Annotated in this window: 20 protein-coding genes; 15 read left to right on the top strand and 5 right to left on the bottom strand. The window is 68.0% G+C overall.

Annotation, left to right across the window (positions count from 1 at the left end; translation table 11 throughout):
- Positions 1 to 66 precede the first annotated feature (66 nt).
- Both MWN33_RS17045 and MWN33_RS17040 read right to left on the bottom strand, forming a co-directional pair.
- Positions 67 to 1,809, bottom strand: a complete 1,743-nt coding sequence (locus MWN33_RS17045; protein WP_247202240.1) for an FAD-dependent oxidoreductase — start codon at positions 1,807 to 1,809, stop codon at positions 67 to 69.
- A gap of 7 nt (positions 1,810 to 1,816) precedes the next feature.
- Positions 1,817 to 2,749 carry an NAD-dependent epimerase/dehydratase family protein gene (locus tag MWN33_RS17040; protein WP_247202239.1) on the bottom strand — a complete coding sequence of 311 codons (933 nt, stop codon included), beginning with the start codon at positions 2,747 to 2,749 and terminating at the stop codon, positions 1,817 to 1,819.
- A 97-nt stretch (positions 2,750 to 2,846) separates the two neighbouring features.
- Between MWN33_RS17040 and MWN33_RS17035 the strand changes: the two genes are divergently transcribed.
- From MWN33_RS17035 to MWN33_RS16980, 12 genes are all read left to right on the top strand, one after another.
- Entirely contained in the window at positions 2,847 to 3,533 is a 687-nt protein-coding gene (locus tag MWN33_RS17035) for a hypothetical protein (RefSeq protein ID WP_247202238.1), read from the top strand.
- 54 nt (positions 3,534 to 3,587) lie between these two features.
- The gene (locus MWN33_RS17030; protein ID WP_247202237.1) at positions 3,588 to 4,640 is read left to right on the top strand and encodes a Gfo/Idh/MocA family protein; all 1,053 of its coding nucleotides are present in this window, start codon (positions 3,588 to 3,590) and stop codon (positions 4,638 to 4,640) included.
- Positions 4,641 to 4,697: 57 nt separating this feature from the next.
- Entirely contained in the window at positions 4,698 to 5,600 is a 903-nt protein-coding gene (locus MWN33_RS17025) for an NAD-dependent epimerase/dehydratase family protein (protein WP_247202236.1), read from the top strand.
- A 38-nt stretch (positions 5,601 to 5,638) separates the two neighbouring features.
- Positions 5,639 to 6,475, top strand: a complete 837-nt coding sequence (locus MWN33_RS17020; RefSeq protein ID WP_247202235.1) for a sugar phosphate isomerase/epimerase family protein — start codon at positions 5,639 to 5,641, stop codon at positions 6,473 to 6,475.
- A gap of 90 nt (positions 6,476 to 6,565) precedes the next feature.
- Complete coding sequence (locus tag MWN33_RS17015) at positions 6,566 to 8,341, top strand: thiamine pyrophosphate-binding protein (RefSeq protein ID WP_247202234.1); 1,776 nt, start codon at positions 6,566 to 6,568, stop codon at positions 8,339 to 8,341.
- A 17-nt stretch (positions 8,342 to 8,358) separates the two neighbouring features.
- Positions 8,359 to 9,828, top strand: coding sequence for an aldehyde dehydrogenase family protein (locus tag MWN33_RS17010; RefSeq protein WP_247202233.1), 1,470 nt, complete (start codon positions 8,359 to 8,361; stop codon positions 9,826 to 9,828).
- Between the two features lie 7 nt (positions 9,829 to 9,835).
- On the top strand, positions 9,836 to 10,792 hold the full coding sequence (locus MWN33_RS17005; protein ID WP_247202232.1) for an NAD-dependent epimerase/dehydratase family protein: 957 nt from the start codon (positions 9,836 to 9,838) through the stop codon (positions 10,790 to 10,792).
- On the top strand, positions 10,789 to 11,178 hold the full coding sequence (locus tag MWN33_RS17000; protein WP_247202231.1) for a cupin domain-containing protein: 390 nt from the start codon (positions 10,789 to 10,791) through the stop codon (positions 11,176 to 11,178). The genes MWN33_RS17005 and MWN33_RS17000 overlap by 4 nt, the downstream gene beginning before the upstream one ends.
- 77 nt (positions 11,179 to 11,255) lie before the next feature.
- Complete coding sequence (locus MWN33_RS16995; RefSeq protein ID WP_247202230.1) at positions 11,256 to 12,092, top strand: IclR family transcriptional regulator; 837 nt, start codon at positions 11,256 to 11,258, stop codon at positions 12,090 to 12,092.
- Positions 12,093 to 12,313: 221 nt separating this feature from the next.
- Complete coding sequence (locus tag MWN33_RS16990) at positions 12,314 to 13,324, top strand: Bug family tripartite tricarboxylate transporter substrate binding protein (protein WP_247202229.1); 1,011 nt, start codon at positions 12,314 to 12,316, stop codon at positions 13,322 to 13,324.
- Positions 13,325 to 13,390: 66 nt separating this feature from the next.
- The gene (locus MWN33_RS16985; protein WP_247202228.1) at positions 13,391 to 13,918 is read left to right on the top strand and encodes a tripartite tricarboxylate transporter TctB family protein; all 528 of its coding nucleotides are present in this window, start codon (positions 13,391 to 13,393) and stop codon (positions 13,916 to 13,918) included.
- Between the two features lie 29 nt (positions 13,919 to 13,947).
- A complete protein-coding gene (locus tag MWN33_RS16980) occupies positions 13,948 to 15,471 on the top strand; it encodes a tripartite tricarboxylate transporter permease (protein ID WP_247202227.1) in 1,524 nt (507 codons plus the stop codon).
- A gap of 217 nt (positions 15,472 to 15,688) precedes the next feature.
- Here the strand turns inward: MWN33_RS16980 and MWN33_RS16975 are convergent, their stop codons facing one another.
- From MWN33_RS16975 to MWN33_RS16965, 3 genes are all read right to left on the bottom strand, one after another.
- On the bottom strand, positions 15,689 to 16,534 hold the full coding sequence (locus MWN33_RS16975) for a fumarylacetoacetate hydrolase family protein (RefSeq protein ID WP_247202226.1): 846 nt from the start codon (positions 16,532 to 16,534) through the stop codon (positions 15,689 to 15,691).
- A gap of 378 nt (positions 16,535 to 16,912) precedes the next feature.
- Positions 16,913 to 17,620, bottom strand: coding sequence for a hypothetical protein (locus MWN33_RS16970; protein WP_247202225.1), 708 nt, complete (start codon positions 17,618 to 17,620; stop codon positions 16,913 to 16,915).
- A 29-nt stretch (positions 17,621 to 17,649) separates the two neighbouring features.
- Positions 17,650 to 18,882, bottom strand: a complete 1,233-nt coding sequence (locus MWN33_RS16965; RefSeq protein WP_247202224.1) for an LVIVD repeat-containing protein — start codon at positions 18,880 to 18,882, stop codon at positions 17,650 to 17,652.
- Between the two features lie 159 nt (positions 18,883 to 19,041).
- Between MWN33_RS16965 and MWN33_RS16960 the strand changes: the two genes are divergently transcribed.
- The 3 genes from MWN33_RS16960 to MWN33_RS16950 all read left to right on the top strand — a co-directional run bounded on the left by MWN33_RS16960 (position 19,042) and on the right by MWN33_RS16950 (position 22,111).
- On the top strand, positions 19,042 to 20,022 hold the full coding sequence (locus MWN33_RS16960) for a tripartite tricarboxylate transporter substrate binding protein (RefSeq protein ID WP_247202223.1): 981 nt from the start codon (positions 19,042 to 19,044) through the stop codon (positions 20,020 to 20,022).
- 67 nt (positions 20,023 to 20,089) lie between these two features.
- A complete protein-coding gene (locus MWN33_RS16955; RefSeq protein ID WP_247202222.1) occupies positions 20,090 to 20,596 on the top strand; it encodes a tripartite tricarboxylate transporter TctB family protein in 507 nt (168 codons plus the stop codon).
- Positions 20,597 to 20,602: 6 nt separating this feature from the next.
- A complete protein-coding gene (locus tag MWN33_RS16950; RefSeq protein WP_247202221.1) occupies positions 20,603 to 22,111 on the top strand; it encodes a tripartite tricarboxylate transporter permease in 1,509 nt (502 codons plus the stop codon).
- The last annotated feature ends 3 nt before the right edge of the window (positions 22,112 to 22,114 follow it).

Raw genomic sequence — 22,114 nt, 5'->3', positions numbered from 1 at the left:
GCGGGACGCACACTTCCCATTCCGGGAGTTTGGCGCCGTTGATCTCAACCACCTCGTTCCACCAGCTCATGGCGCCTTTTGAGGTGACGGCCCTTCCATCTCGCCGGACGCGACTCCGATGGCATGACGTGCGGCGATGTAGGCGAAGGTCATGCCGGGGCCCAGTTGCCCGCCGGGTCCCTGATACTCGCCTCCCATCGCGGCGCTCATGTCGTTGCCGCAGGCATAAAGTCCGGGGATCGGCCGGTCCTCGGCGTCGAGCACCTGCGCCTGCGTATTGGTGGCGAGGCCGAGGCTCGTCGCGACGGGCGTCGGATAGACCAGCACACCGTAGAGGGGCGGCTTCTCCAGCGGCGCCATGCATGGGTTCGGGCCGCGGGCGGCATCGCCATTGGAGCGGTCATAGAGATTGCCGCCCTTCCCGAAATCCTCGTCGTGCCCTTCGGCGCACATCGCGTTCCAGCGGGCGATGGTCGCCGCCAGCCCGCCGGCATCGACGCCGAGAGCCTCGGCGAGCTGCGCGGGCGTGTCGCCGCGCTTGAGATAGCCATTGGCGAGATGGGGACGCAGCCGCAGGCTCATCGGGCGGATCATGCCGAGCCCGTAGCGCCAGAGGAAGCGGGCATCGCAGACGAGCGCGGCCGGAAGGGTCGGGCGGCTCGCCTCCGCCTCCCGGATCGCGCGCGAGAACCGGTCATAGGAGGCCGCCTCGTCGGCGAAGCGCCGCCCGGCGCGGTCGACCGCGATCAGCCCCGGCTTGGCGCGGTCGAGCACGATATGAGGATAGACGGCGGTCGAGCCGTCGCCGCGCGGGGCGATGGAACTCGGGAACCACACTGCGTTGCCGCCGCCCGGGGCGCGCAGCGCGGCGCCGGCGTCGAGCGCCAGCTGCAGGGTCTCGCCGAGGCAGGACGGGCAGGCCGGGCTGTGCGTGGGCACCGGGGGCGGAATGTAGCGCCGCCGCCAGTCGGCATTGGCGGGAAAGCCGCCGCCGGCGAGGATCACCCCGTCGCGCGCCGCGATGCGGCGCAGGCCGGAGCCGGTCCGCACGCTCACGCCACATACCCGCCCCTCGTTCACGAGCAGGGCGGCCGTCTCCTGTCCGCACCGCACCTCCCCGCCGCGCTCCAGCAGCGAGGCCAGCAGCCGGGCCACCAGCGCGTTGCCGAGAACGAGCCGCGTGCCGCGCCGGCGGCGCAGCCGGTCGCGGCCGTAGCGGGCGATGAGCCGGGCGGCGAGCGCCAGACCGTCGAGCGAGCGCCACGCCTTCAGCAGCCGCGCCGCCTCGCCGCGGGTGACCATCATGCCGCCGAACAGCATCAGTTCCGGAATCGGGTCGCGCAGCCGGGCGAAGTCGGGGCCCAGGGTGCGGCCGTCGAAGGGCAGGGGTTCATGAGCCTGCCCCCCGGCGCTGGCGCCGGCCAGCTCCTGATAATAGTCGGGGCTGGTCGGGTAGGTGCGGAACGCTGCCTGCGTGCGCGCGGCGAGATAGCGCATCATCCGCGGCCCCTCGCGCAGGAAGGCCAGCCGCATCTCGCGCGGCGCCTTGGCGCCCACGAGAGCGTCGAGGTAATTCAGCGCGTCGACGGAGGCGCGCTCCTGCTCTTCCGGCGCGGCGAAGCTGCTGAAGCCGGGCACCCACAGCGTGCCGGAGGAATAGGCGGTGGTGCCGCCGATGCGCTCGGTGCGCTCCAGCACCAGCACCCGCCGCCCTTCGACCGCGGCGACGACGGCGGCCGTTAGGCCAGCGCCACCGCTGCCGAGCACGACGATGTCGGCGCTTTCGTCCCAGTCCCCGCTATTGTCCATCGTCGGCTCAGGCCGTTTCGCGCAGCCGCTCGGCGAGCGCCGCGCGCATCCCCGTCGGCGCGGTGAAACCGAGTAGCCGCGCCGCCCCCGTCATGTCGAAGATCGGCGCGTGGGGATTTTCCTCGTAGAGGCGCGGATCCCGGATCTCGGGCAGGTCGCCGAACAGGGCGCGGGCGCGTTCGAGCGTCGGCTGGGGATGCAGGGTCTCGCCGGCCATCACGAACGCCTGTTCGAAGGGCTGCGTCATCGGCGCGTCCACCGCCTGGCGGAAGGCGCGGGCGGCGTCCTCGGGCGTTACATAATGCCAGAACGGGCCGCCACCCGCCTTGGGCGACACCGGGTCGGGCGGCGGGACATAGCTGGCCGGATCGCGGGCACGGCGGAGCACTTCGTCGACGACGCGCGGATAGAGGACATAGACGGGCCGCAGCGCCATAACTTCCATATTGCCGCGGTCGGCCATGCAGCGTCCCGCCTCTTCACCCAGCTTCTTGCTGAGACCGTAGGCCTCGGTCGGATGGCAGGGATGGTCGATGTCGATCGGCAGATAGCGCGGCGGCTTCATGCAATCCGGCCGCACGGTAAGGCCGGTCACGGAATCGCTCGAGCACAGCACGACGCGCCGGACGCCCGCGGCTTCGGCGGCTTCGAGGACGTTCCAGGTGCCGACCGTATTGACGCGCACGATCTCCGAGGGGGAGCCGGCGAAGATGTTCGCCATGGCGGCGAGATGGATGACCGCATCGACCCCCTCGCAGGCTCGGCCGAGGCTGTCGGTGTCGAGCACACTTGCGCGCCATACGCGCGCCGCGCCGGGCGGCGCCGGCGTGTCTTCCCCCGCAAGGTCCAGCGCGGAAACGGTGCCGAGCGCGCAAGCCTCGCGCACCACATGCCGGCCCAGATGGCCGAACGCCCCGGTGACAAGGATATTCCGGCTCATGATCGCTCCGTGCCCCATCCTGTGACGGCGCGACGCTATCTTTTCAAAAACTCGGATGTCAATCTATATTGTCGGAAGCATTCGATGGGAGGTGGCGTTGCAGTCGAAAGGCGTTCTGGCGATCTGGCACGATATCGAGCCGGCTTACGAGACGGCGGTGCTCGAATGGTACAATCGCGAGCATCACATCGAGCGTGTGTCGATCCCCGGATTCGTGCGGGCGCGCCGGCACAGCGCGCTGGCCGGCGCGCCCGCGCTTTTCATCTATTACGAGACCGTCTCGCCGCAGGTTCTGGGCAGCGCGCCCTATCTCGCCCGCGTGAACGCGCCGACCGAGTGGACACGGCTCTGCATGCCGCATTTCCGCGCCAACTCCCGCACCGTGTGCCGCGCAAGCCTTGTCCTGCAAGGGCCGGAGGGCGGCTGCGTGCTCACCCTGCGGCTGCGGCCGGAGGCCGGTCGCGAAGAGGATCTGAGGCGCCATGTGGGCGAGGAACTGTTCCCCCGTCTGCGGGAGGAGCCGCTCTTTCTCAGGGCCGAGCTGTGGGAGGCGGTGGACGACATCACGACCATCCGCTCGACGGAGCGCGTCATCCGTGGGGCCGAGGACCGCACCGAAGCCTGGACGCTGGTGGTCTGGGCTTCCGACCCCCTCACGATCGCGCGGATCGCCGCCCGGCTCGCCGATGCGCAGGAGCTTAAGGCGGCCGGTGCCAGCCCGGAGATGCAGTGCGGCCAATATCGGCTCGATCTCGCACTGGAGCGGGAGTTTATCCCACAATGAGAGTTGACATGCTAAAATAAGAAAATAGACTTCCCTCATCGGAAGGAGACGGACATGCGACGCATCCGGCTGGCAACCATCGGCACAGGCTTCTTCGGCCGGTATCACTACGAGGCCTGGAATCGGATCCCGGAGGTCGAGCTGGTGGGGCTCGCCTATGCGCGGAACCGCGAGCGGGCCGAAACCTTCGCGGCCGAATACGGGGTCGCCGCCACCTTCGGCGACGCCGAAGCCATGATGGACGCGCTGAAGCCCGACCTCGTCGACATCATCTCACCGCCCGAGACGCACCTGCCTCTGGTGGAGGCGGCGCTGCGGCGCGGCATTCCCGCCATTACCCAGAAGCCTTTGGCGCCGACCCTGCCGGACGCGCTGCGCATGGTGGAGATCGCGCGTGCCGGCCCGGTTCCGGTGGTGGTGCACGAGAACTGGCGCTTCAAGCCGTGGTTCCGCGAGATCCGCCGCCTGATCGAGGGGGGCTCGCTCGGCGCCGTCTACAATATCGCCTTCCGCATGCGTCCCGGAGACGGGCAGGGGCCGGCGGCCTATCTCGATCGCCAGCCCTATTTCCAGCAGATGCCGCGCTTCCTCATCCATGAGACCGGCATTCACATGATCGACGTGTTCCGTTTCCTCGTCGGCGAGATCACCGGCGTCTCGGCTCGCCTGCGCCGGCTGAATCCGGCCATCGCCGGGGAGGATGCGGGCTATGTCATCTTCGATTTCGCCGGTCCGACGGCCGGCCTGCTCGACGGCAACCGGCTGGCCGACTGCGGCGCGCGCAATCCGCGCCTCACCATGGGCGAATTCGCGCTCGACGCAGAGCACGGGGCGGTGCGCCTCGACGGCGAGGGCCGCATCTTCGTGCGCCGGCGCGGCGAGGAAGAGCGCCAGCATCCCTATGAATGGCACGACCGCGGCTATGCGGGCGACGCGGTCTACGCGCTGCAGCGCCACGTGATCGACCATCTCACGCGGGGCGCGCCGCTGGAGAACCGTGTCGAAGACTACATCCGCAATGTGATGGTGGAGGAGGAGGTCTACCGCTCGGCGAGCGAACGGCGCCACATCGCCATGGACGAGATCGAACGCCGGCAGGCCGCCTGAGGCAACGCCTCGCACGTCTGCCGGAACGAAAAAGAACAGGAAACGGGACCCAAGGACATGCATCTGGGAAAAGTCGCCGTCACCGGCGGCAGCGGTCGCCTCGGCCGCTTCGTCGTCGATGAACTCGCCGGCCGCGCCGACGTCACCGTCATCGACATCCGGCCGCCGGTTCAGAAGGACGTCGCCTTCATCGAATCGACCGTGCTCGATTTCGAGGGGCTGAAGCGCGCCTTCGCCGGCCACGACGCGGTGATCCATCTCGCGGCCATCCCCAACCCGCGCACGGCGCCCGCGGACATCACCTTCAACACCAATGTGCAGGGCACCTGGAACGTCCTGCAGGCGGCGGAGGATGCCGGCGTCAAGCGTGTGGCGGTGGCGTCGAGCGATGCGGCGACCGGGCTTCATTACAACCCGCCGGACTGGGATCCCCAGTACCTGCCGGTCGACGAGGCGCATGTCCTGCGCCCGATCGAGTTCTATTCGCTCAGCAAGGAAGTCACCGAGGTCATGTGCCGCTGCTATGCGGTGCGCGGCAAGATGTCGGTGATGGTGATCCGCCCCACCCATATCGTGTTCGAGCCGGAATGGCCCGAGCTGGAAGCGCGCGGCGCGGACCCCCAGAACTACCACTTCTGGGCCTATGTCGAGCCGGAGGACGTCGCCCAGGCCTTCCGCCGCAGCCTGGAGCTGCCCTCCAGCGCCCGCCACGACACCTTCTTCATCGCCGCCGCGGATTCGCTCGCGGCAAAGCCGACCCTCGACATGATGCGCGAGCGCATCGGGCGCGATCTTCCGGTCAAGAACGCTGCGGTGTTCGAGAAGGACCCCTACGCCTCGATCTTCGACATCAGCCACGCCCGCGAGGTGCTGGGTTACGCGCCGAAAAGCGACTGGCGCAAGCTTTACGCAAAGGTGCCGGAAGCCCGGCGCTGGGGGCCGAAGGCGCCTGCCGCCTGACGCCTTTCCCCGCCCGCCATGACGCCCGGAGAAAACCGATGGCCCGCTCCGACTACGTAATCAATCTCTATTCCTACACGCTGAACCGCACGGCGCAGCAGGCGATGACCGAGCTTGCCGATCTCGGCTTCAATGCCTTCGAATTCATGATGTATCCCGGTCATCTCTGGATGCCGGACATGGACGCCGCGGCCCGTGACGGGCTGCGCCGCTTCATCGAGGGCCGTAATCTCCACATACAGTCGGTCAACCAGCCGAACATCGACATCAACATCGCGGCGGCCGCGCCCGAGATGCGTGATCATTCGATCGCGATGATGGCCCGCATGATCGAGTGCGCCGGCGCGTTCGGGGCACGCCAGGTCATCATCGGTCCCGGCAAGGTGAACCCCCTCATGCCCATGGCGCGCGAGGCGCTGATCGGCCATTTCCACCGCGCGCTCGACGCGCTGGTGCCGCTCGCCCGCAAGGCCGGCACGCAGGTTCTGGTCGAGAACATGCCCTTCGCCTTCCTGCCCGACGTCGAGGGCCTGCTCGCCGCCGTCGAGGATTACGGGTCGGACGAGGTCGGCATCCTCTACGACCTCGCCAACGGCGCCTTCATCAAGGAGGATATCCGCGCCGCGCTGACGCGCTGCGGCGACCGGCTCAAGCTGGTCCATCTCTCCGACACCGGGACGCAGGTCTACAAGCACGACCCGATCGGTCACGGCACGATGGATTTCGGCGCGCTGATCGAGGATCTCGCGGCCATCGGCTGGACCGAGCGCCCGGTGCTCGAGATCATAGGCATCTCCGAACAGCCGAGCGCCGAAATCCTCGACAGCATCCGCCGTCTCGAAGAAGTCGGCTGGGCGAACCGCTTCGCGGCCTGAGCCGCGCCGGGCCAGCGCCCCACGCCCATTGACGATCATCTGATGTCCCGCCGTGAACGGCGACGGGCAGGAGGGAAGTTCATGCCTCGCATGAAGGGAGCCGAAATCATCGCGGACACGCTCATCCAGGAGCAGGTCCCCTATGTCTTCGGCATTTGCGGCCACGGCAATGTCGGCATGCTCGACGCGCTCTACGACCGTCAGGACCGGATCAAGCTGATCTCGCCGCGGCACGAGCAGACGGCGGGGCACATGGCCGATGCCTATTTCCGCGTCGCCCACCGTCCGGTGGCGACGCTCACCTCCTGCGGCCCCGGTTCGGCGAACATGCCGATGTCGCTGGCCTGCGCGCAGGCGGATTCGTCCGCCTTTCTGGCGATCACCGCCAATGTGCCGACCTCGCAGTTCAACCGCGCACCATTCCAGGAATCCTATCACCACCATCAGGCGGATTTCCCGTCCGTGGTGCGGCCCTATGTGAAGCGCAGCTTCCAGCCGAGCCGGGTCGACATGCTGCCGACGGCGATGCGCCAGGCCATGCATCTGATGACGTCGGGCCGCCCCGGCCCGGTCAATCTCGACGTGCCCTACAACGTCTTTCAGGAAGAGGACGACGTCGAGCTGCCGGCGCGCCGCGCGCTCACCGGCGCCAGCCGCACGGGGGCAAGCGAGGAGGGCGTGGCGCGTACCGTCGACCTGCTCCTCGGGGCCGAGCGGCCGCTCCTCTTCGTCGGCCACGGCGTCACCCTCTCGGAGAGCGGCACGGAGCTGACGGCTCTTGTCGACGCGCTCAATATCCCGGTCGCTATGTCGCCGAACGCCATGGGCACGCTGGACATGGCCCATCCCCTCAGTCTCGGCTTCATCGGCCGCAACGGCACCTGGGCCGCCAACGAGGCCGGCCGGCGCTGCGACGTGCTGCTGACGATCGGGGCGCGCTTCGATGACCGCTCGTCGAGTTCCTGGGTGCCCGGCTACTCCTGGAACATCCCGCCCACGCGCCTCATCCATGTCGACATCGATGTCGCGGAGATCGGCCGCAACTATGAGCCGGAGCTCGGCATCGCCGCCGATGCGCGCACCTTCCTGCGGCAGGTGCTGGCAGAACTCGGCCGGCGCGGGGGGGTAGAGGGAGCCCGCGCACGCACCCGTGCCTGGGGCGAGCGCATCGCGGGATGGAAGCGGGAATGGGAGCGCCACACCGCGCCGCAATTCGCCCTCGACACCAGCCCGATGCGTCCCGAGCGCGTGGTGGCGGATGTGCAGAAGGTGGTGCCGGACGACACCATCCTGGTCTGCGACTCCGGCGTTCACCACAACTGGTTCATGCAGTACTGGTGCGCCCGCCGGCCGCAGCGGATGCTGAATTCCTGGGGCTTCTCGGCCATGGGCTTCGGCGTCTCCGGCGTGCTCGGCGCCAAGCTCGCCGCGCCGCAGAGCCCCTGCGTCGCGGTGGTCGGCGACGGCGGCTTCACCATGACGCCGCATGTGCTGTGCACCGCCGTCGAATACGACATCCCCGTGGTCTGGGTGATCTGGAACAACTATGCCTGGGGCGCCATCCGCGACCTTCAGCTCGGCGCCTTCGGCGGGCGCGAGATCGGCACGAGTTTCCGGCACGGACCGAACGGGGCCGCCTACAATCCCGATTTCGCCGCCATGGCCCGCAGTTGCGGCGTGGAAGGGGTGAAGGTCGGCCGCTCCGACGACTTCGCCGACGCGCTGAAGCACGCCATCGCGGCCAACCGGCCCTTCGTCATCGACGCGGAAGTCGACGCCGATGTGAAGCCGACCTCGGTCGGCACCTGGCAGCTGCCGCCGCTGCCCCACCCCGAGCCGGCCTTCGGCCAGCCCTGGCGTCCGTAGCCGGAAGGGAGCCGTACATGACAAATGCCCCGTCTCGCGAACCTGCCGCCGCCCCCACCGGCGAGCCGGTTCTGGCCGTCCGCCACCTCGTCGGCGGCGAATGGCGCGATTCCGACACCCATGCCGAGGGCCGGGATCCGTATCGCGGCGAAGTCGTCACCCGAGTGCCGCAAGGCACCGCCGCTCTCGTCGACGAGGCGGTGGGCTGCGCCGTCGCCGCGGCGCCGCAGGTGGCGGCGCTGGCGGCCTACAAGCGCGCCGCCATTCTCCAGCGCGCCGCCGAGCTGATCGTCGAGCGGGCCGACCGGATCGGGCGCCTGATGGCGCGCGAGACCGGCAAGGCGGTGAAGGACGCCATCGGCGAGGTACGCCGCTCGCAGGACACGATGACGCTGTCCGCGCAGGAGGCGATCCGCATCGAAGGGGCCCACATCCCGCTGGACGGCAGCGAGATGGGCGCGGGCAAGATCGCCTTCATGCTGCGCTTTCCGGTCGGCGTCGTCGGCGCGATCACCCCTTTCAACGCGCCGTTCAACCTCGCCTGTCACAAGGTCGGACCATCCTTCGCGGCGGGAAATGCGACGGTGCTGAAGGCGCCGCCGCAGGCGGCCGGGGTGGTGCATCTTCTCGCCGAAATCCTCGTGGACGCCGGCATGCCGGCGGGCGCCCTCAACGTCGTTCACGGCGGGCGCGAGGCCGGGCAGGCGCTGGTGCGCGATTCCCGGGTCGATTTCGTCACCTTCACCGGCTCGACGCCGGCGGGGGCGGAGATCAAGGCGGCGACCGGCCTTCGCCGGGTGGCGCTCGAACTCGGCGGCAACGGCCAGACCATCGTGCACGAGGATGCCGACATCGACGCCGCCGCGAAGGTCTGCGCCCGCAATGCCATGCGGCTGGCCGGGCAGAGCTGCATCTCGGTGCAGTCGGTCCTCGTCCATCGCTCGCGCTACGAGGCCTTCGTCGCGGCGGTGGTCGCGGAAGTGCGCCAGCTCAAATGCGGCGATCCGCTCGACCCGACCACCGATGTCGGCACGATGATCGACGAGGCCGCCGCGCGGCGCGTCGAGAGCTGGATCGGGGAGGCGGTGCGCGGCGGTGCCACGCTCCACGCCGGCGGTGCGCGCGAGGGCGCGCAACTGACCCCGGCGGTACTCACCGAGGTGCGCCCGGACATGAAGATGTTCTGCGACGAGGTCTTCGGCCCGGCCGTCAGCATCCTCGCCTATGACGATCTGGACGCGGCCTTTGCGCTGGTGAATGCCGGCGCGTTCGGCCTCCAGACCGGCATCTTCACCCGCTCGAACGAGGTAACGATGCGGGCCGTGCGCGGCCTGCGCACGGGCGGCGTCATCATCAACGGCTCGTCGACCTGGCGGACCGACCAACTCGCCTATGGCGGCGTCAAGAACAGCGGCATCGGCCGTGAAGGCCCCCGCTATGCCATCCGCGACATGACGGACGAGCGTCTCGTCCTGTTCAACATGTGAGGCAGCGATGCGGGTTCTGGTGACCGGAGGGGGCGGTTTCGTCGGGGCGGCGCTGGTCCGCCGGCTGGCGGCGCGCGGCGATACCGCAATCGCCTTCGACCGCGGCTTCGCGCCCGATCTCGAAAAGGGCGCGGACGGGCGGATCATCATCGTCGGCGGCGATATTACCGATGCCTTCAGCATCCTGTCGGCCGTCGAGCAGCACCAGCCGGACGCCGTGATCCACTGCGCCGCTATGGTCGGCGTGCTCGCCTCGCTGTCGCCGGCCGAGATGCTGCGCGTGAACATCGGCGGCAGCGTCAACCTGTTCGAGGCGATGGCCCGTCGCGGCATTCGCCGCGTAGTGCATCTGAGTTCGGAGGAGGTGCTCGGGGATTTCCTCGTGGACCGGGCCGACGAGGACCACCCGACGCGGCCGGTGATGGCCTATGGCGTGAGCAAGCTGGCGGTCGAGGGGCTGGGGCGCACCTGTCGCGCCACCCACGGGATCGAGTGCATCAACCTGCGGACGTCGTGGGTCTACGGGCCGGGGCTGCCGCGCTCGCGCGTGCCGAAGAACTTCATCGATGCGGCCCTCGCCGGGCGAGGCCTGCATCTTCCCCGCGGGGCGGATTCGGCCATAGACCACACCTATGTCGACGACCTCGTGGACGGCGTTCTCGCCGCTCTCGACCAGCCCCGGCACGCATTTGACACCTACAACATCGCCAGCGACAGCGCGCCCACCGTCGGGCGCATCGTGGAGATCGTGCGCGAACTGGTGCCGGGCGCCGACCTTTCCATCGGGCCGGGCCGGCTGCACCATCGCGACGACATTCCCGTGGTGCGCAAGGGCGCGCTCGCCACCGACCGGGCGCGCAGATGCCTCGGCTATTCTCCCCGTTTCGACATCGCGCGCGGGCTCGCCGCCTATGTGGCGGCGCTGCGCGCCCAAGCTTTCTCCAGCCAGGACGCGGCAGCATGAGCACGGAACAGCGCAAGGAACAGCGCAAGGCGACGATCAGGCGGGGTGCGGAGGTCTTCTGGGAGGAGCCGCCCGCGCATTTCGGCGCCTATTCCAAGATGCTGGTGCGGCCCGAGAACGCCGACACAAGGCTGATGGACTTCCGCATATCGAGCTACCAGCCCAAGGGCTATGTCGGGCCCCACAAACACGCCGTCCAGGAGCAGATCTATTACATTCTGGAAGGCGAGGGCCTGATGGAGATCGACGGCGAACGCACCGTCGTCCAGCCCTGGACGGTGATCTTTCTGCCGCCGGGCGTCGAGCACGCCATCTACAACACCGGCATGGTGGATCTCAAATTCGTGGTGGTGACCACGCCTCCGGACGACACCGCGCCCGAATGAGGGCTCCTTTGCGTCGGCGACCGCACCCTGTATGTTGACCTGAGAGGTCTTCCCATATTGTCGTAAAGAGGTGCTCGATGCCCAAGGTCAAATCTGCCGACGCCGAGCTCGACGCCGCCATCGTCGGCGTTACCGGGGGGGTGCAGTCGCTTCACCGGGCGATGGCGATCCTTCAGTCCGTGGCGCGGGCCCGGCAGGGCATCGGGCTGGCGGAGCTGAGCAAGGAGGTGGGCCTGCACAGCAGCACGACCTTCCACCTCGCCAAGACGCTGGTGACGCTCGGCCTCATGCGGCAGGAGCCGGAGAGCAAACGCTACCGGGTCGGCCCACGGCTCTTCAGCCTGGCCTCCGGTGCGCTGGACGAGCTGGAACTGCTGAATGCGGCGACGCCCTTCCTCACCGCGCTGGCGGATGAGACGGGAGAGAACAGCCACATCGCGGTGCGCGCCGGCCGGGAGGTGGTGATCATCGGCAAATGCGACGGCACGGCCTCCATACGCCTGGCCGAACGCATCGGCTCGGCCCGCCCGCCCCATGCCACGGCGATCGGGAAGATCCTGCTTTCCGCCCTTTCCGATCCGCAACTCGACGCCTTTCTGGCCTCGATCTCGCTGACCGCGATCACCGCCAAGACGATCGTCGACGCCGATCTGCTGAAGGCGGCGATCCGCGAGGCGGGGCGCAATGCCATCGCGTTCGACGACGGCGAGTTCGACCCGGACGTGCGCTGCCTGGCGGCGCCCGTGTTCGACTTCCGGAACCGGATGATCGCGGCGATCGGCATTTCGGCGCCTGTCTGGCGGCTGGGCCTGAACCGCATCGGCGAGATTTCCGCGCTGGTCCAGCAGGCCGGGCGCGATCTGTCGGTCCAGCTCGGCCATGTGTCCGATCCGACCAAAATGACCGCGGGGTGAGAGATCGCCGCGCTGCCTTCGCCGGCCGGCGAAAGGCAGGAATTTTCGATGTCTATTTCTTCTTATGAATTGACTTTCTATAATATCAGAATAGCCTTCGACTTTAGGGTGAGACGAGTCCGCAGAGACCCGCCCGCCGGAAGCGGCCGTAGAGCCGGACATCTGGGAAATCCGCATCTCGGGCGCCGAAGCCGTCTGCAGAGCGGAGAGGAGGAAACGCCATGATTATACGTCCTAGCTGGGTTCAGGCGCTCGCGGGTGCCGTCGTCACCCTCGCACTTGCCGTCCCCGCCCATGCGCAGAACTGGCCGAACCGTCCGATCGAGGATTCTGTCTGGTCGTCGGCCGGCGGCGCGACCGATCTTGTCAACCGCCTCATGGCGAAGGCGCTGGAGCCGCATCTCGGCGTCAAGGTGAACGTGGTCAACCGCACCGGCGGCGGCGGCGCGGTGGCGATGAATTATGTGTGGTCACAGCCACATAACGGAAATTACTGGCTGGGTGCCTCGGAGGCGATGCAGACCACGGCCGTCATGGGCTTCCACCCGACCAAGACCAAGGACTGGCGCTGGTACATGGTCGCCGGCGCGCCGGGCAGCCTGGCGGTGCCGGTGAATTCGCCGTTCAAGACGGTCGATGATTTTCTTGCTGCGGCGAAGGCGGACCCCGGCAAGGTCAACGTCTCGCACAGCGCGCTCGGTTCGGTGTGGCACCTGAAGGGCGTCGCCCTCGCCAACGCGACCGGCACGCAGCTCAATCTCATCCCGTATGAGGGTAGCGCGCCCGCCATGGTGGCGGCGATGTCCGGTGAGACGGCGGCGGTCATCTCCAGCGTCTCCGAGCAGGCGGAATACATCAAGGGCGGGCGCCTGCGCTCGCTCGGGCTGGTCGAGATGACCGATCAGGAGTTTCCGGGCCTGGGCAAGATATCTGGCATTGGCAAAGCATATCCGAAATTGAAGGATATTCCGGCCCGTCAGTGGGTGGGCTTTGCGTTGCCGGGGGATGTGCCCGCGGAGGTCGTGAAAAAGGTCGATGCCGCCTTCGACCTTGCCGTCAAGGATCCTGAACTCAAGAAGATCGCCGACGACAAGCTCCTCACCATCTTCGGCACGCGCGGCGACGCCTCGCAGAAGGAGCTGCAGGAGATGGAAAGCGCGCTGAGCTGGACCCTGTGGGACCTGAAGGTCGGCAAGGTCGACCCGACCACCCTCGACATCGCGCGGCCCTGACGGCGCCAGCCGAGCCGGGGCTCGCGTCCCGGCTCTCCCCCTTCGTGCGATCACGGAGCCGAACACATGTCTTCCGAGAGGCCGCTCAGAAAGGCCGATTTCGTCACATCGATCGCCTTCATGCTGCTTGGCACCGTGATGATCGTCGCGGCGAGCCGCATGCCCTGGATCGTCCAGTCGGGCGGGTTGCAGCAGGACTGGTACCTTTCCCCCGGGCTGTTCCCCGCTGTCCTCGGCGTTCTCCTCATCCTCTTCAGCGCCAACGTACTGATGCACGCCGTCCGGGCCGGAGGCCATCGCGGGCTCGGCCAGGTCGCGGCGCAGGGACTTCGGGCGATCGGGAGCAACCGCGACCTCCACCGCATGGCGGCGGCGGCGGCGCTGGTGGGCCTCTACGTCTTCGTCGGTATCGGCAGGTTCGAATACCACGTGGCCTCGACCACCTTCCTGTTCGTCACCATGCTGGCCTTTCACCGCGCACCCGATAGGCCATTCACCGTGTGGGCCGTGCTCAAGATCGCGCTGATCGCGCTGATCGCGCCGGCCGTGATCGGGTACATCTTCACCGAATTCTTCCAGGTCCCGATGCCCTGAGCCCGACGGCCCGTCGAGGGAGACCCAGCATGTACTTCATCGAATTCCTCCATCAGGTCGTCGCCACCGTCACGCCCATCAAGATGGGCATCCTGTTCGGCGGCGTGATGCTCGGCATCATCTTCGGTGCTCTTCCGGGTCTGACGGCGACGCTCGCCGTCGCGCTGCTGAGCACCGTCACCTTCAACCTGCCGACCGACGTGGCGATCATCGCGCTGATCGGCGCCTATGTCGGCGCGGTCTATGGCGGGTGCCAGTCGGCCATTCTGATCGGCATTCCCGGCACCTCGGCGGGCGCTGCGAGCGTTCGTGACGGACACCAGCTGGCCAAGCAGGGCCGGGCCGGCGAGACGATCGCCAACGCCACGCTCGGCTCGGCCCTCGGGACGATCTTCGGGCTGACCATGATGCTGCTCGTCATGCCGCTCATGGTGGCGCTGGCGCTTCAGTTCACCTCGATCGAGTTCTTCCTGCTCGCCGTCTTCGGCGTGCTGATCTGCGGCTCGCTGACCTCCGACGATCTGCCTGCCAAGGGATGGATCGCCGGCATTCTCGGCCTTGCGATTTCAACCGTCGGCATCGAGACCATACAGGGCTACAGCCGCTTCACCTTCGGCGTTCCCGAACTTGCCGGCGGCATCGAGTTCGTTCCGGTCATTCTCGGCGCTTTCGCCATTCCGCAGATCATCCGGGGCTTGCGCGATTCCGACGGTCGCCTCGAGCGCAGCACCCTGCTGTCGAAGGTCTGGCCCGACTTCAAGTTTTTGGGCAAATGCAAGATGCTGATCGCCCGCTCGGGCCTCATCGGCGTCGGCGTCGGTGCCATTCCCGGCGTCGGCGAGGACGTTGCCGCCTGGAGCGCCTATGACGCGACCAAGCGCGCGGCCAAGGATCCCGAGACCTATGGGCGGGGCAATATGCGCGGCGTCGTCGCTCCGGAGGTCGCGGCCAATGCCTGCATCGGCGGCGCCATCGTGCCGGTACTCACCCTTGCCGTGCCGGGTTCGCCGCCCGCCGCCATGCTGCTGGGCGCGATGTGGCTGCACGGGCTGCGGCCGGGGCCGATGCTGGCAATCGAATCTCCCGAGGTGATCCCGCAGATCGCGGCCTTCCTGTTCTGGTCGGCCATCGCCATGGCGATTTGCGGACTGGCGATGGCGCGTCTGTCCGTTCTCGTCCTGCGCCTGCCGCCCTTCATCGTCCTGCCGATGGTGGCGATGATTTCGATCCTCGGCTCCTATTCGCTGGGCCTGAACGTCTTCAACGTCTATCTGATGTTCGGCTTCGGCCTGCTGGCCTTCGTGCTGGAGGAGATGGAGTACCCGGTCGCGCCGCTGGTAATCGGGCTGATCCTCGGACAGATGGCGGATATCGGCCTGCGCCGGGCCCTGCTCTCCGCGCACGGCGATGTCTTCTCGTTCTTCGAGCGGCCCCTGGCGCTCGTCTTCATGGCGCTGATCCTCTACTCGCTGTTCGGTCGCAGCCGGATCGTGCGCCAGGCTTTCGGCGCGGTCTTCGGTCCGCTCCGGCGCAGAAAGGCCTCCGAGGTCTGAGGGCGGCGATTGGCGCTCGGGCGGCCGTTCGCCCCCACTGCGGCCGCCCGACAGGGCCGTCTCGCTCCCGGGACGACGAGCGGTGCGGCGCTGTCCCGGGATGCACGGCGCGTCAGTAGACGGCGCGGGACGCCGGCCTCGGACGCCGAATATGCGAGGCGTTCGGATCGCCCTCCGTGCCGGCGATGGAGGCGACGTTGACGATGCCCGCCCTCACTCAGCCCGCCGCGACGGTCTTCTGCCTCTGTTCGCCGAGGCCGGAGATGGCGAGGTGCATGGTCTGGCCGGGCGTGAGATAGGCGGGCGGCTTGAGGCCAAGCCCGACGCCCGGCGGCGTGCCGGTGGTGATCAGGTCGCCCGGCTGAAGGCTCATGAACCGGCTGATGTAGGAGACGATGGTCGGCACGTCGAAGATCATGGTGCGCGTCGAGCCGGTCTGCCGGCGCACGCCGTCGACCTCCAGCCACATGTCGAGCGCGTGCGGGTCGGCAATCTCGTCGGTGGTCACGAGCCAGGGGCCGACGGGGCCGAAGGTGTCGCAGCCCTTGCCCTTGTCCCAGGTGCCGCCGCGTTCGAGCTGGAAGGCGCGTTCGGAGACGTCGTTGACGATGCAGTAGCCGGCGACATGGTCGTAGGCGTCCTCGACCGACACGTATTTCGCCGGCTTGCCGATGACGATGCCGAGTTCGATCTCCCAGTCGGTCTTGGTCGAGCCGCGCGGGATCTCGACGTCGTCATTCGGGCCGACGATGCAGCTCGTAGGCTTCATGAACAGCACCGGCTCCTCGGGGATCGGCATGCCGGCCTCCGCAGCGTGGTCGGTGTAGTTGAGCCCGACGCAGACGAACTTGCCGACCTGGCCGACGCAGGCGCCCAGGCGCGGCTGACCGTCGACCGCCGGCAGGCCGGCGTGATCGAGCGCGCGCAGCCGCGCGAGGCTGTCGGGCAGCAGAGCGCCGCCGGCGATGTCCGGCACGAGGCCGGAGAGATCGCGCAGCACGCCCGAGGCGTCGATCAGGCCGGGCCGCTCATGGCCGGCTTCCCCGTAGCGGACGAGTTTCATTGAGGTTTCCTCCTGGTCTGTCGCGGGAGCCACGTGTCGGGCTCCTCGGCACGAATGGGCCCTGGGCGGGGCGCGAAGGGAGTCGCGGGGGCATTGTTGAAGGGGCGAGGGCGTCGGGATCGAGGATAACACCGAGGCCCGGCCGGTCGGGAATGCGCAATTCGGCCTCCGCACCGACGACGTAGGGATCGGCGACGATGCCATCGACATAGAGGCTGCCGCCGATGAACTCCACCAACCCGCATCGCGGCAGAGCGCTCGCGAGTTGCAGATCGGGCGAGGCGGAGAGGGATATTCCGCCATGGCCGATAGGATCGATGCCGAACTTGCCGGGGGCACGCGCGGGTTCCGGCGCGTTCTCGCCGCGCCAGAACCGCGCTAGCCCGCGAGGATACGGTAGGGACCGAAGGGCAGGCCCGTGTCGGGCAGCAGTGCGCCGTCGAAATGTCCGGCGAGCTCGCACAAGGCCCAGGAATGCCCGTCCGCGGGCACCGCCAGCGTGGCCGCCTTCATCGCGGGATGCGCCGCCAGCATCGCCTCCTGCGCGCGACGCTGGCGCGGCGTCGGCATGGTGCGTCCTTCGAGGGTCAGCGCCAGCGCGGAGCGGCCGGTCCAGAACAGCACGTCGACCGCTACCGGGTCGGCATCGCCGGGCATCGCGACATGGACCTGCGGCACCGGCAGGAGCGCCGAGAACACCCAGTCGCGATAGGTGGGGAATCCGTCATCGGCCGGCAGGCCGAGGGCGCGCAGCCGCGCCTCCAGCTCGTCGCGTCGGCGCTCCACTTCGGCGACCGCGAAATCGACATAGGCGGAGAGGAAGGAGCGCAGCGCCAGCGCGAAGACCGACACGCGGTTGAGCAGGCGCGCGCGGCAATACTCCGTCAGCGCCTGCGTTCCCGCCACGCCCTGCACGATGTCCGGCCCGGCATTGATCCAGCCGGGACTGTTGAGCCGGAAGGCCGGCGTGCCCCCGGCGATGGTCGCCGCCATCGGGCCGAGGCCGCCATTCCCCGCCGGCCTCGCCGCCTCGCGCGCAAGTGCGGCCGAGGGGGATTCGATGATTCCGTAGACAAGGCTGATCATCGGCATCCCGCCTTCGCGCCCTTACCGCCTCAGATATCGGCCTCCAATATGTAGAGGCCGCCCGACCAGCGGTCGCCGGAATAGATGACGCCCCGCTCGTCGACATAGATCTCGTTCATCTGCGCGGTCGGCACGGGCGAGCCGGCCGGGCCGGGCGGGATGAAGCAGGCGATCTCCTCCGGCCGGTACGGGTTGCGGATGTCGAAGATGCGCACGCCCGCATTGAAGAAGCAGCCGAAAATGATCTCCTCGCTGCGGAAGGAGGGACCGGGCCGGTTCTCGTGAATGTTGTGCGAGCCGAACCGCCCGCCCTTGTGGCCGAACTCCTCGACCGGCGGCATGGGGAAGGTGGCGATCGGCACGAGGTTCGATTCCAGCCGCGCATCGACCATCCAGGTCAGCTTCGGCCAGTCCTCGGCATCGTCCAGCACGCACTCGTCCGTCACCACGAGCAGCCCGCGCTCGAACAGCGGCATCACCGTGTGGGTGAAGCCGGGGTAGGGCGGGTGCGGGTTCCACGAACCCACCACCTTGGGGCTCGCCTTGTCGGCGATATCGAGGATGAAGGCGCCGCCGTCGATATAGCCGATATAGGCCCGGTCGGGATGGTCGGGATAGACGTTGGCATTGTGCAGGCGGAAGGCGTCCGGCCCGCGCAGCGAATCGAGCGGCCGGGCGCGCACGCGGGCCGGTGGCGGCGCCGCATCGCCCTGTCGCGTGCCGGGATACCACCAGCGCCCGCATTCGCGCGGGCGGGCGGGATCGCGCACGTCGATGATCTGGTAGAACTGGTCGTCGCGCGGGTGGGTCGGCACGAAATCGGCCGAGCCGCTGGAGGCGTGGATATATTCGCCGTCGACGAACCACAGGCAGTGGACGCCGCGCGAATGCGGGCCCGACGTGTCGAAGAACGAGATCGAGCGCGGTTCCTCGGGCACCGAGACGTCGAACAGCTCGATGCCGGCCGGCTTGTCGCCCGGCTTGTTCACCTGATAGGCGACCGCGAGCAGATTGCCGCACACTTCCAGGGAGTTGGACCGCATCCGGGGATGCGGCAGGTCGAGCTGGCAGACGACGCGCGGCGCGCGCGGATCTGACACGTCGACCCCGCTGAAATTCTTCGGCGCCCCTTCATGGGCGATCCAGAGGATGCGGCGCCCGTCGGGTGCGATCTGCAGGCTCATACCCTCGCCGACACCGCCGAACCCCCGCAGCGTATCCTGTGACAGCAGCTTGATGTTCTTCTGTACTGCGCCCTGCATCGCGTCCTCCCGGCTGATGCAGTCCATATAAATAATCGCAAAGGATGCAGCAATTTATAAATTAACTTGACTTGCCGCAGGGCCGCCCGCTTAACTGAAGGACGCTGGAACGTGCTGACAAAGGCGCGGCAGCGAAAGGGAAACGCTCGGAGAAAAACGATGATGCGCGCGATCAAGCTCGCAGCAGGCGCCTGCGCGCTGCTGACGACCCTGAGTCTGGCTTCCGCCGAAGATGCCTCTCGTTGGCCTGAAGGTCCGATCGAATTCGTTTGCGCCACCAATGCGGGTTCCGGTGCCGCAAACTGGTGCCTGCTGATCTCGGAAATCGTCGGCGCCGAGCTCGGCAAGCCGATCTCCGTGCTGTTCAAGCCCGGCGGGGCGGGCAATGAGGGGGCGAGCTATGTCGATAGCCGCCCGGCCGACGGCTACACCTGGCTCCAGCGCAACACCTCCTATGCCGGTTACATGAACCTGCCGACCTTCCGGCCGAACCCCGATGATTTCGAAGTGGTGGCGGATGTCGAGAAGTTCCTCTTCGTCGTCGCCGTGCCGGCCAGCAGCAAGTACAAGACCTTCCAGGACCTGATCGCCGACATGAAGGCGCGTCCCGGCCAGGTTACGGTCGCCGCCAACAAGCCCGGCTCCGCCCATCACCTGCACCTCGACAAGCTGTTCCGCGCCGCCGGCGTGACCTGGAGCTACGTGCCTTATGACGGTGCCGGCGACGCCATGAAGGACGCGCTGGGCGGCCATGTGGACGCCGCCATCGGCCCGCCCGGCATCTGGCAGCCGCATGTCGATTCCGGCAATGCCCGCTACCTCATACTGATCAACGAGGAGCACGTGCAGCAGCCGGGCCTGAAGGACGTTCCCATCCCGGCCGATCTGGGCCTCGTCTATCCCATCACCCATCAGGTGCAGGGCATCTTCGTCAAGAAGGGCACGCCGCCGGCCATCGAGGCCAAGATCGCCGCCGCCGTGACCAAGGCGATCGGGAGCCCGCGCTACAAGGACTATCTCGAAAAGAACAGCCACGTCGTTCCGGCGCTGAACACGGACGCTGCGGCCGCCACCAAAGCGTTCCAGGACGAGCGCAAGACCATGGGCGACACGCTCAGGGCCGCCGGCCTGCTCAAGTGACGCACGCCTCGGGAGCGCCGACGGGCGCTCCCGACGATCCCGCTTTCCGCAAAGGCGCCGCCGTCCCATGTCCGCCCAGAAAGCCTCCGTCCAGAACCTCATCCTCTACGGGCTGTTCGCCCTGTTCGCGGCGTGGGTCTTCTCGCTGACCGCCGACTTTCCCCAGCCGCTGCTGCCGGGCTACCCCGGTTCGGCGATGTTCCCGCGCTTCGCGGTGGTCCTCATGGGCGTGCTGAGCCTCATCGGGATCGCGCGCGAAGTGCTGCGCCTTTTCTCTGCGCGGGCCGGCGCGGTGCCGGTCCCGGCCGAGGGCGAGCCGGACGCGTCGTTGAACGTGCGGGACGTGGTGCTGAGCTGCCTCGCGCTCGCCGCCTTCGCGGTCGCGCTGGAATATCTCGGCATGGAGGTCGCGGTGTTCGGCTTCTGCGCCGCGATGACCTATGTGGCGACCCGCCATGTCGTCGCCTCGCTGGTCTCCGGCGTCGGCTCGGTCGCGGTGGTCTACATCGTCTTCGTACAGGGGCTGTCGGTCTTCCTGCCGCTGACCTTCCTTCCCCGCCACATCGCCTGGTGACGACGGATGATCGAGCAATTCATTCCGGCCTTCTGGCTGGCGGTCGACCCGGTCAACATCGCGCTGATCGTGCTGGGCGTATTCATCGGCACCGCCTTCGGCATCCTGCCGGGCTTCGGCGGCTCGCAGGCGCTCGCACTGATGTTCCCCTTCACCTATTTCATGGAGCCGGCCGGCGCCGTGATGTTCATGCTCAGCATCTATTCCGGTGCCGAGTATGGCGGCTCGATACCGGCCATCCTGATCAAGACGCCGGGCACCAGCGCCGCCATCATGACGATGCTCGACGGCTCGCCCATGGCGATGAAGGGCCGGCCGCGCCGCGCGCTGCAGATCTCGAACGTGTCGGGCGTCGTGGGCGGGCTGCTCTCCAGCGTCATCTTCATCTTCACCGCCAGCGGCCTCGCCTGGGTGGGCCTGCAGTTCGGCCCTTCCGAGCTGTTCGCGGTGGGCATACTGGGCCTGACCATCGTCGGCGGCTTCGTCGGCAAGGAACCCATCAAGGCCTTCATCGGCTGCGCGCTCGGCCTGCTGCTCTCCACCGTCGGCGATTCCTCCTTCGGCGGCACGCGGCTGACCTTCGACCAGCCCTTCCTCTATGACGGCATCCCGCTGATCGTCATGATCATGGCGTTCCTCGCCGCGCCGGAAGGGCTGCGCCTGATGCTGGCGGCCTTCGAGGCGCGGCGGGAGGGCGCGGGCAGCCATACGCCCTCGGCCGACGACCTCATCAGGTCCGGCGCCGATGACGGCTTCGGGCTGCGCGACTTCGTGAAGATTCTGCCGGCCTCCATCCGTGGCGGTCTCATCGGCACCGCGGTCGGCGCGTTGCCGGGACCGGGGCCGACGGTGGCCGCAGTGCTGGCCTATAATGAGGAGAAGCGCTGGTCTAGGGACCGCGACCTGTTCGGCACCGGCGTCGACGATGCCATCGCCTCCCCGGAATCCTCGAACAACGCGGTGGTCGCCGGCGCCCTCGTGCCCGCGCTCGCGCTGGGCGTGCCCGGCACCGGGGCCATCGCCATCCTGCTCGGCGTGCTGGTGAGCAAGGGCATCGTGCCCGGCCCGACCCTGTTCAGCCAGGGCGGCCCGCTGGCCATGGCGATCTTCATCGGCCTCGTGCTCTGCAACATCGCGCTGTTGCTGGTCGGCTGGTTCGGCATCCGCTTCTTCGTGCCGATCGCCTATGTGCCGGCCCGCATATTGGCGCCCTTCGTGCTGACGCTGCTGATCGTCGGCGCCTATGCCTATGACAACTCCATCGTGCAGGTGGTGATGTTCCTCGTGCTCGGCGGGGTCGCCATCGCGCTCGACAAGGTGGGCTTCTCGCCGCTGCCGGTGATCCTCGGCTTCGTGATGGGGCCGATCATCGAAACCAATCTCGGCCGCGCGCTCATCATCAACCGCGGGGACTTCGTGGCGGCGATGAGCCATCCCATCGCGCTCGGCCTGCTGGCGCTGGCGGCGATCATCGCGGTCGCCTCATTCTTCTCCCTCAGCCGCAAGAAGGCTTGAGGC

The organism is Ancylobacter koreensis (assembly GCF_023016525.1).
Lineage (GTDB): Bacteria > Pseudomonadota > Alphaproteobacteria > Rhizobiales > Xanthobacteraceae > Ancylobacter > Ancylobacter koreensis.
Note: the sequence above shows the minus strand (reverse complement) of the source record. Positions and strands in the feature narration are given on the sequence as shown.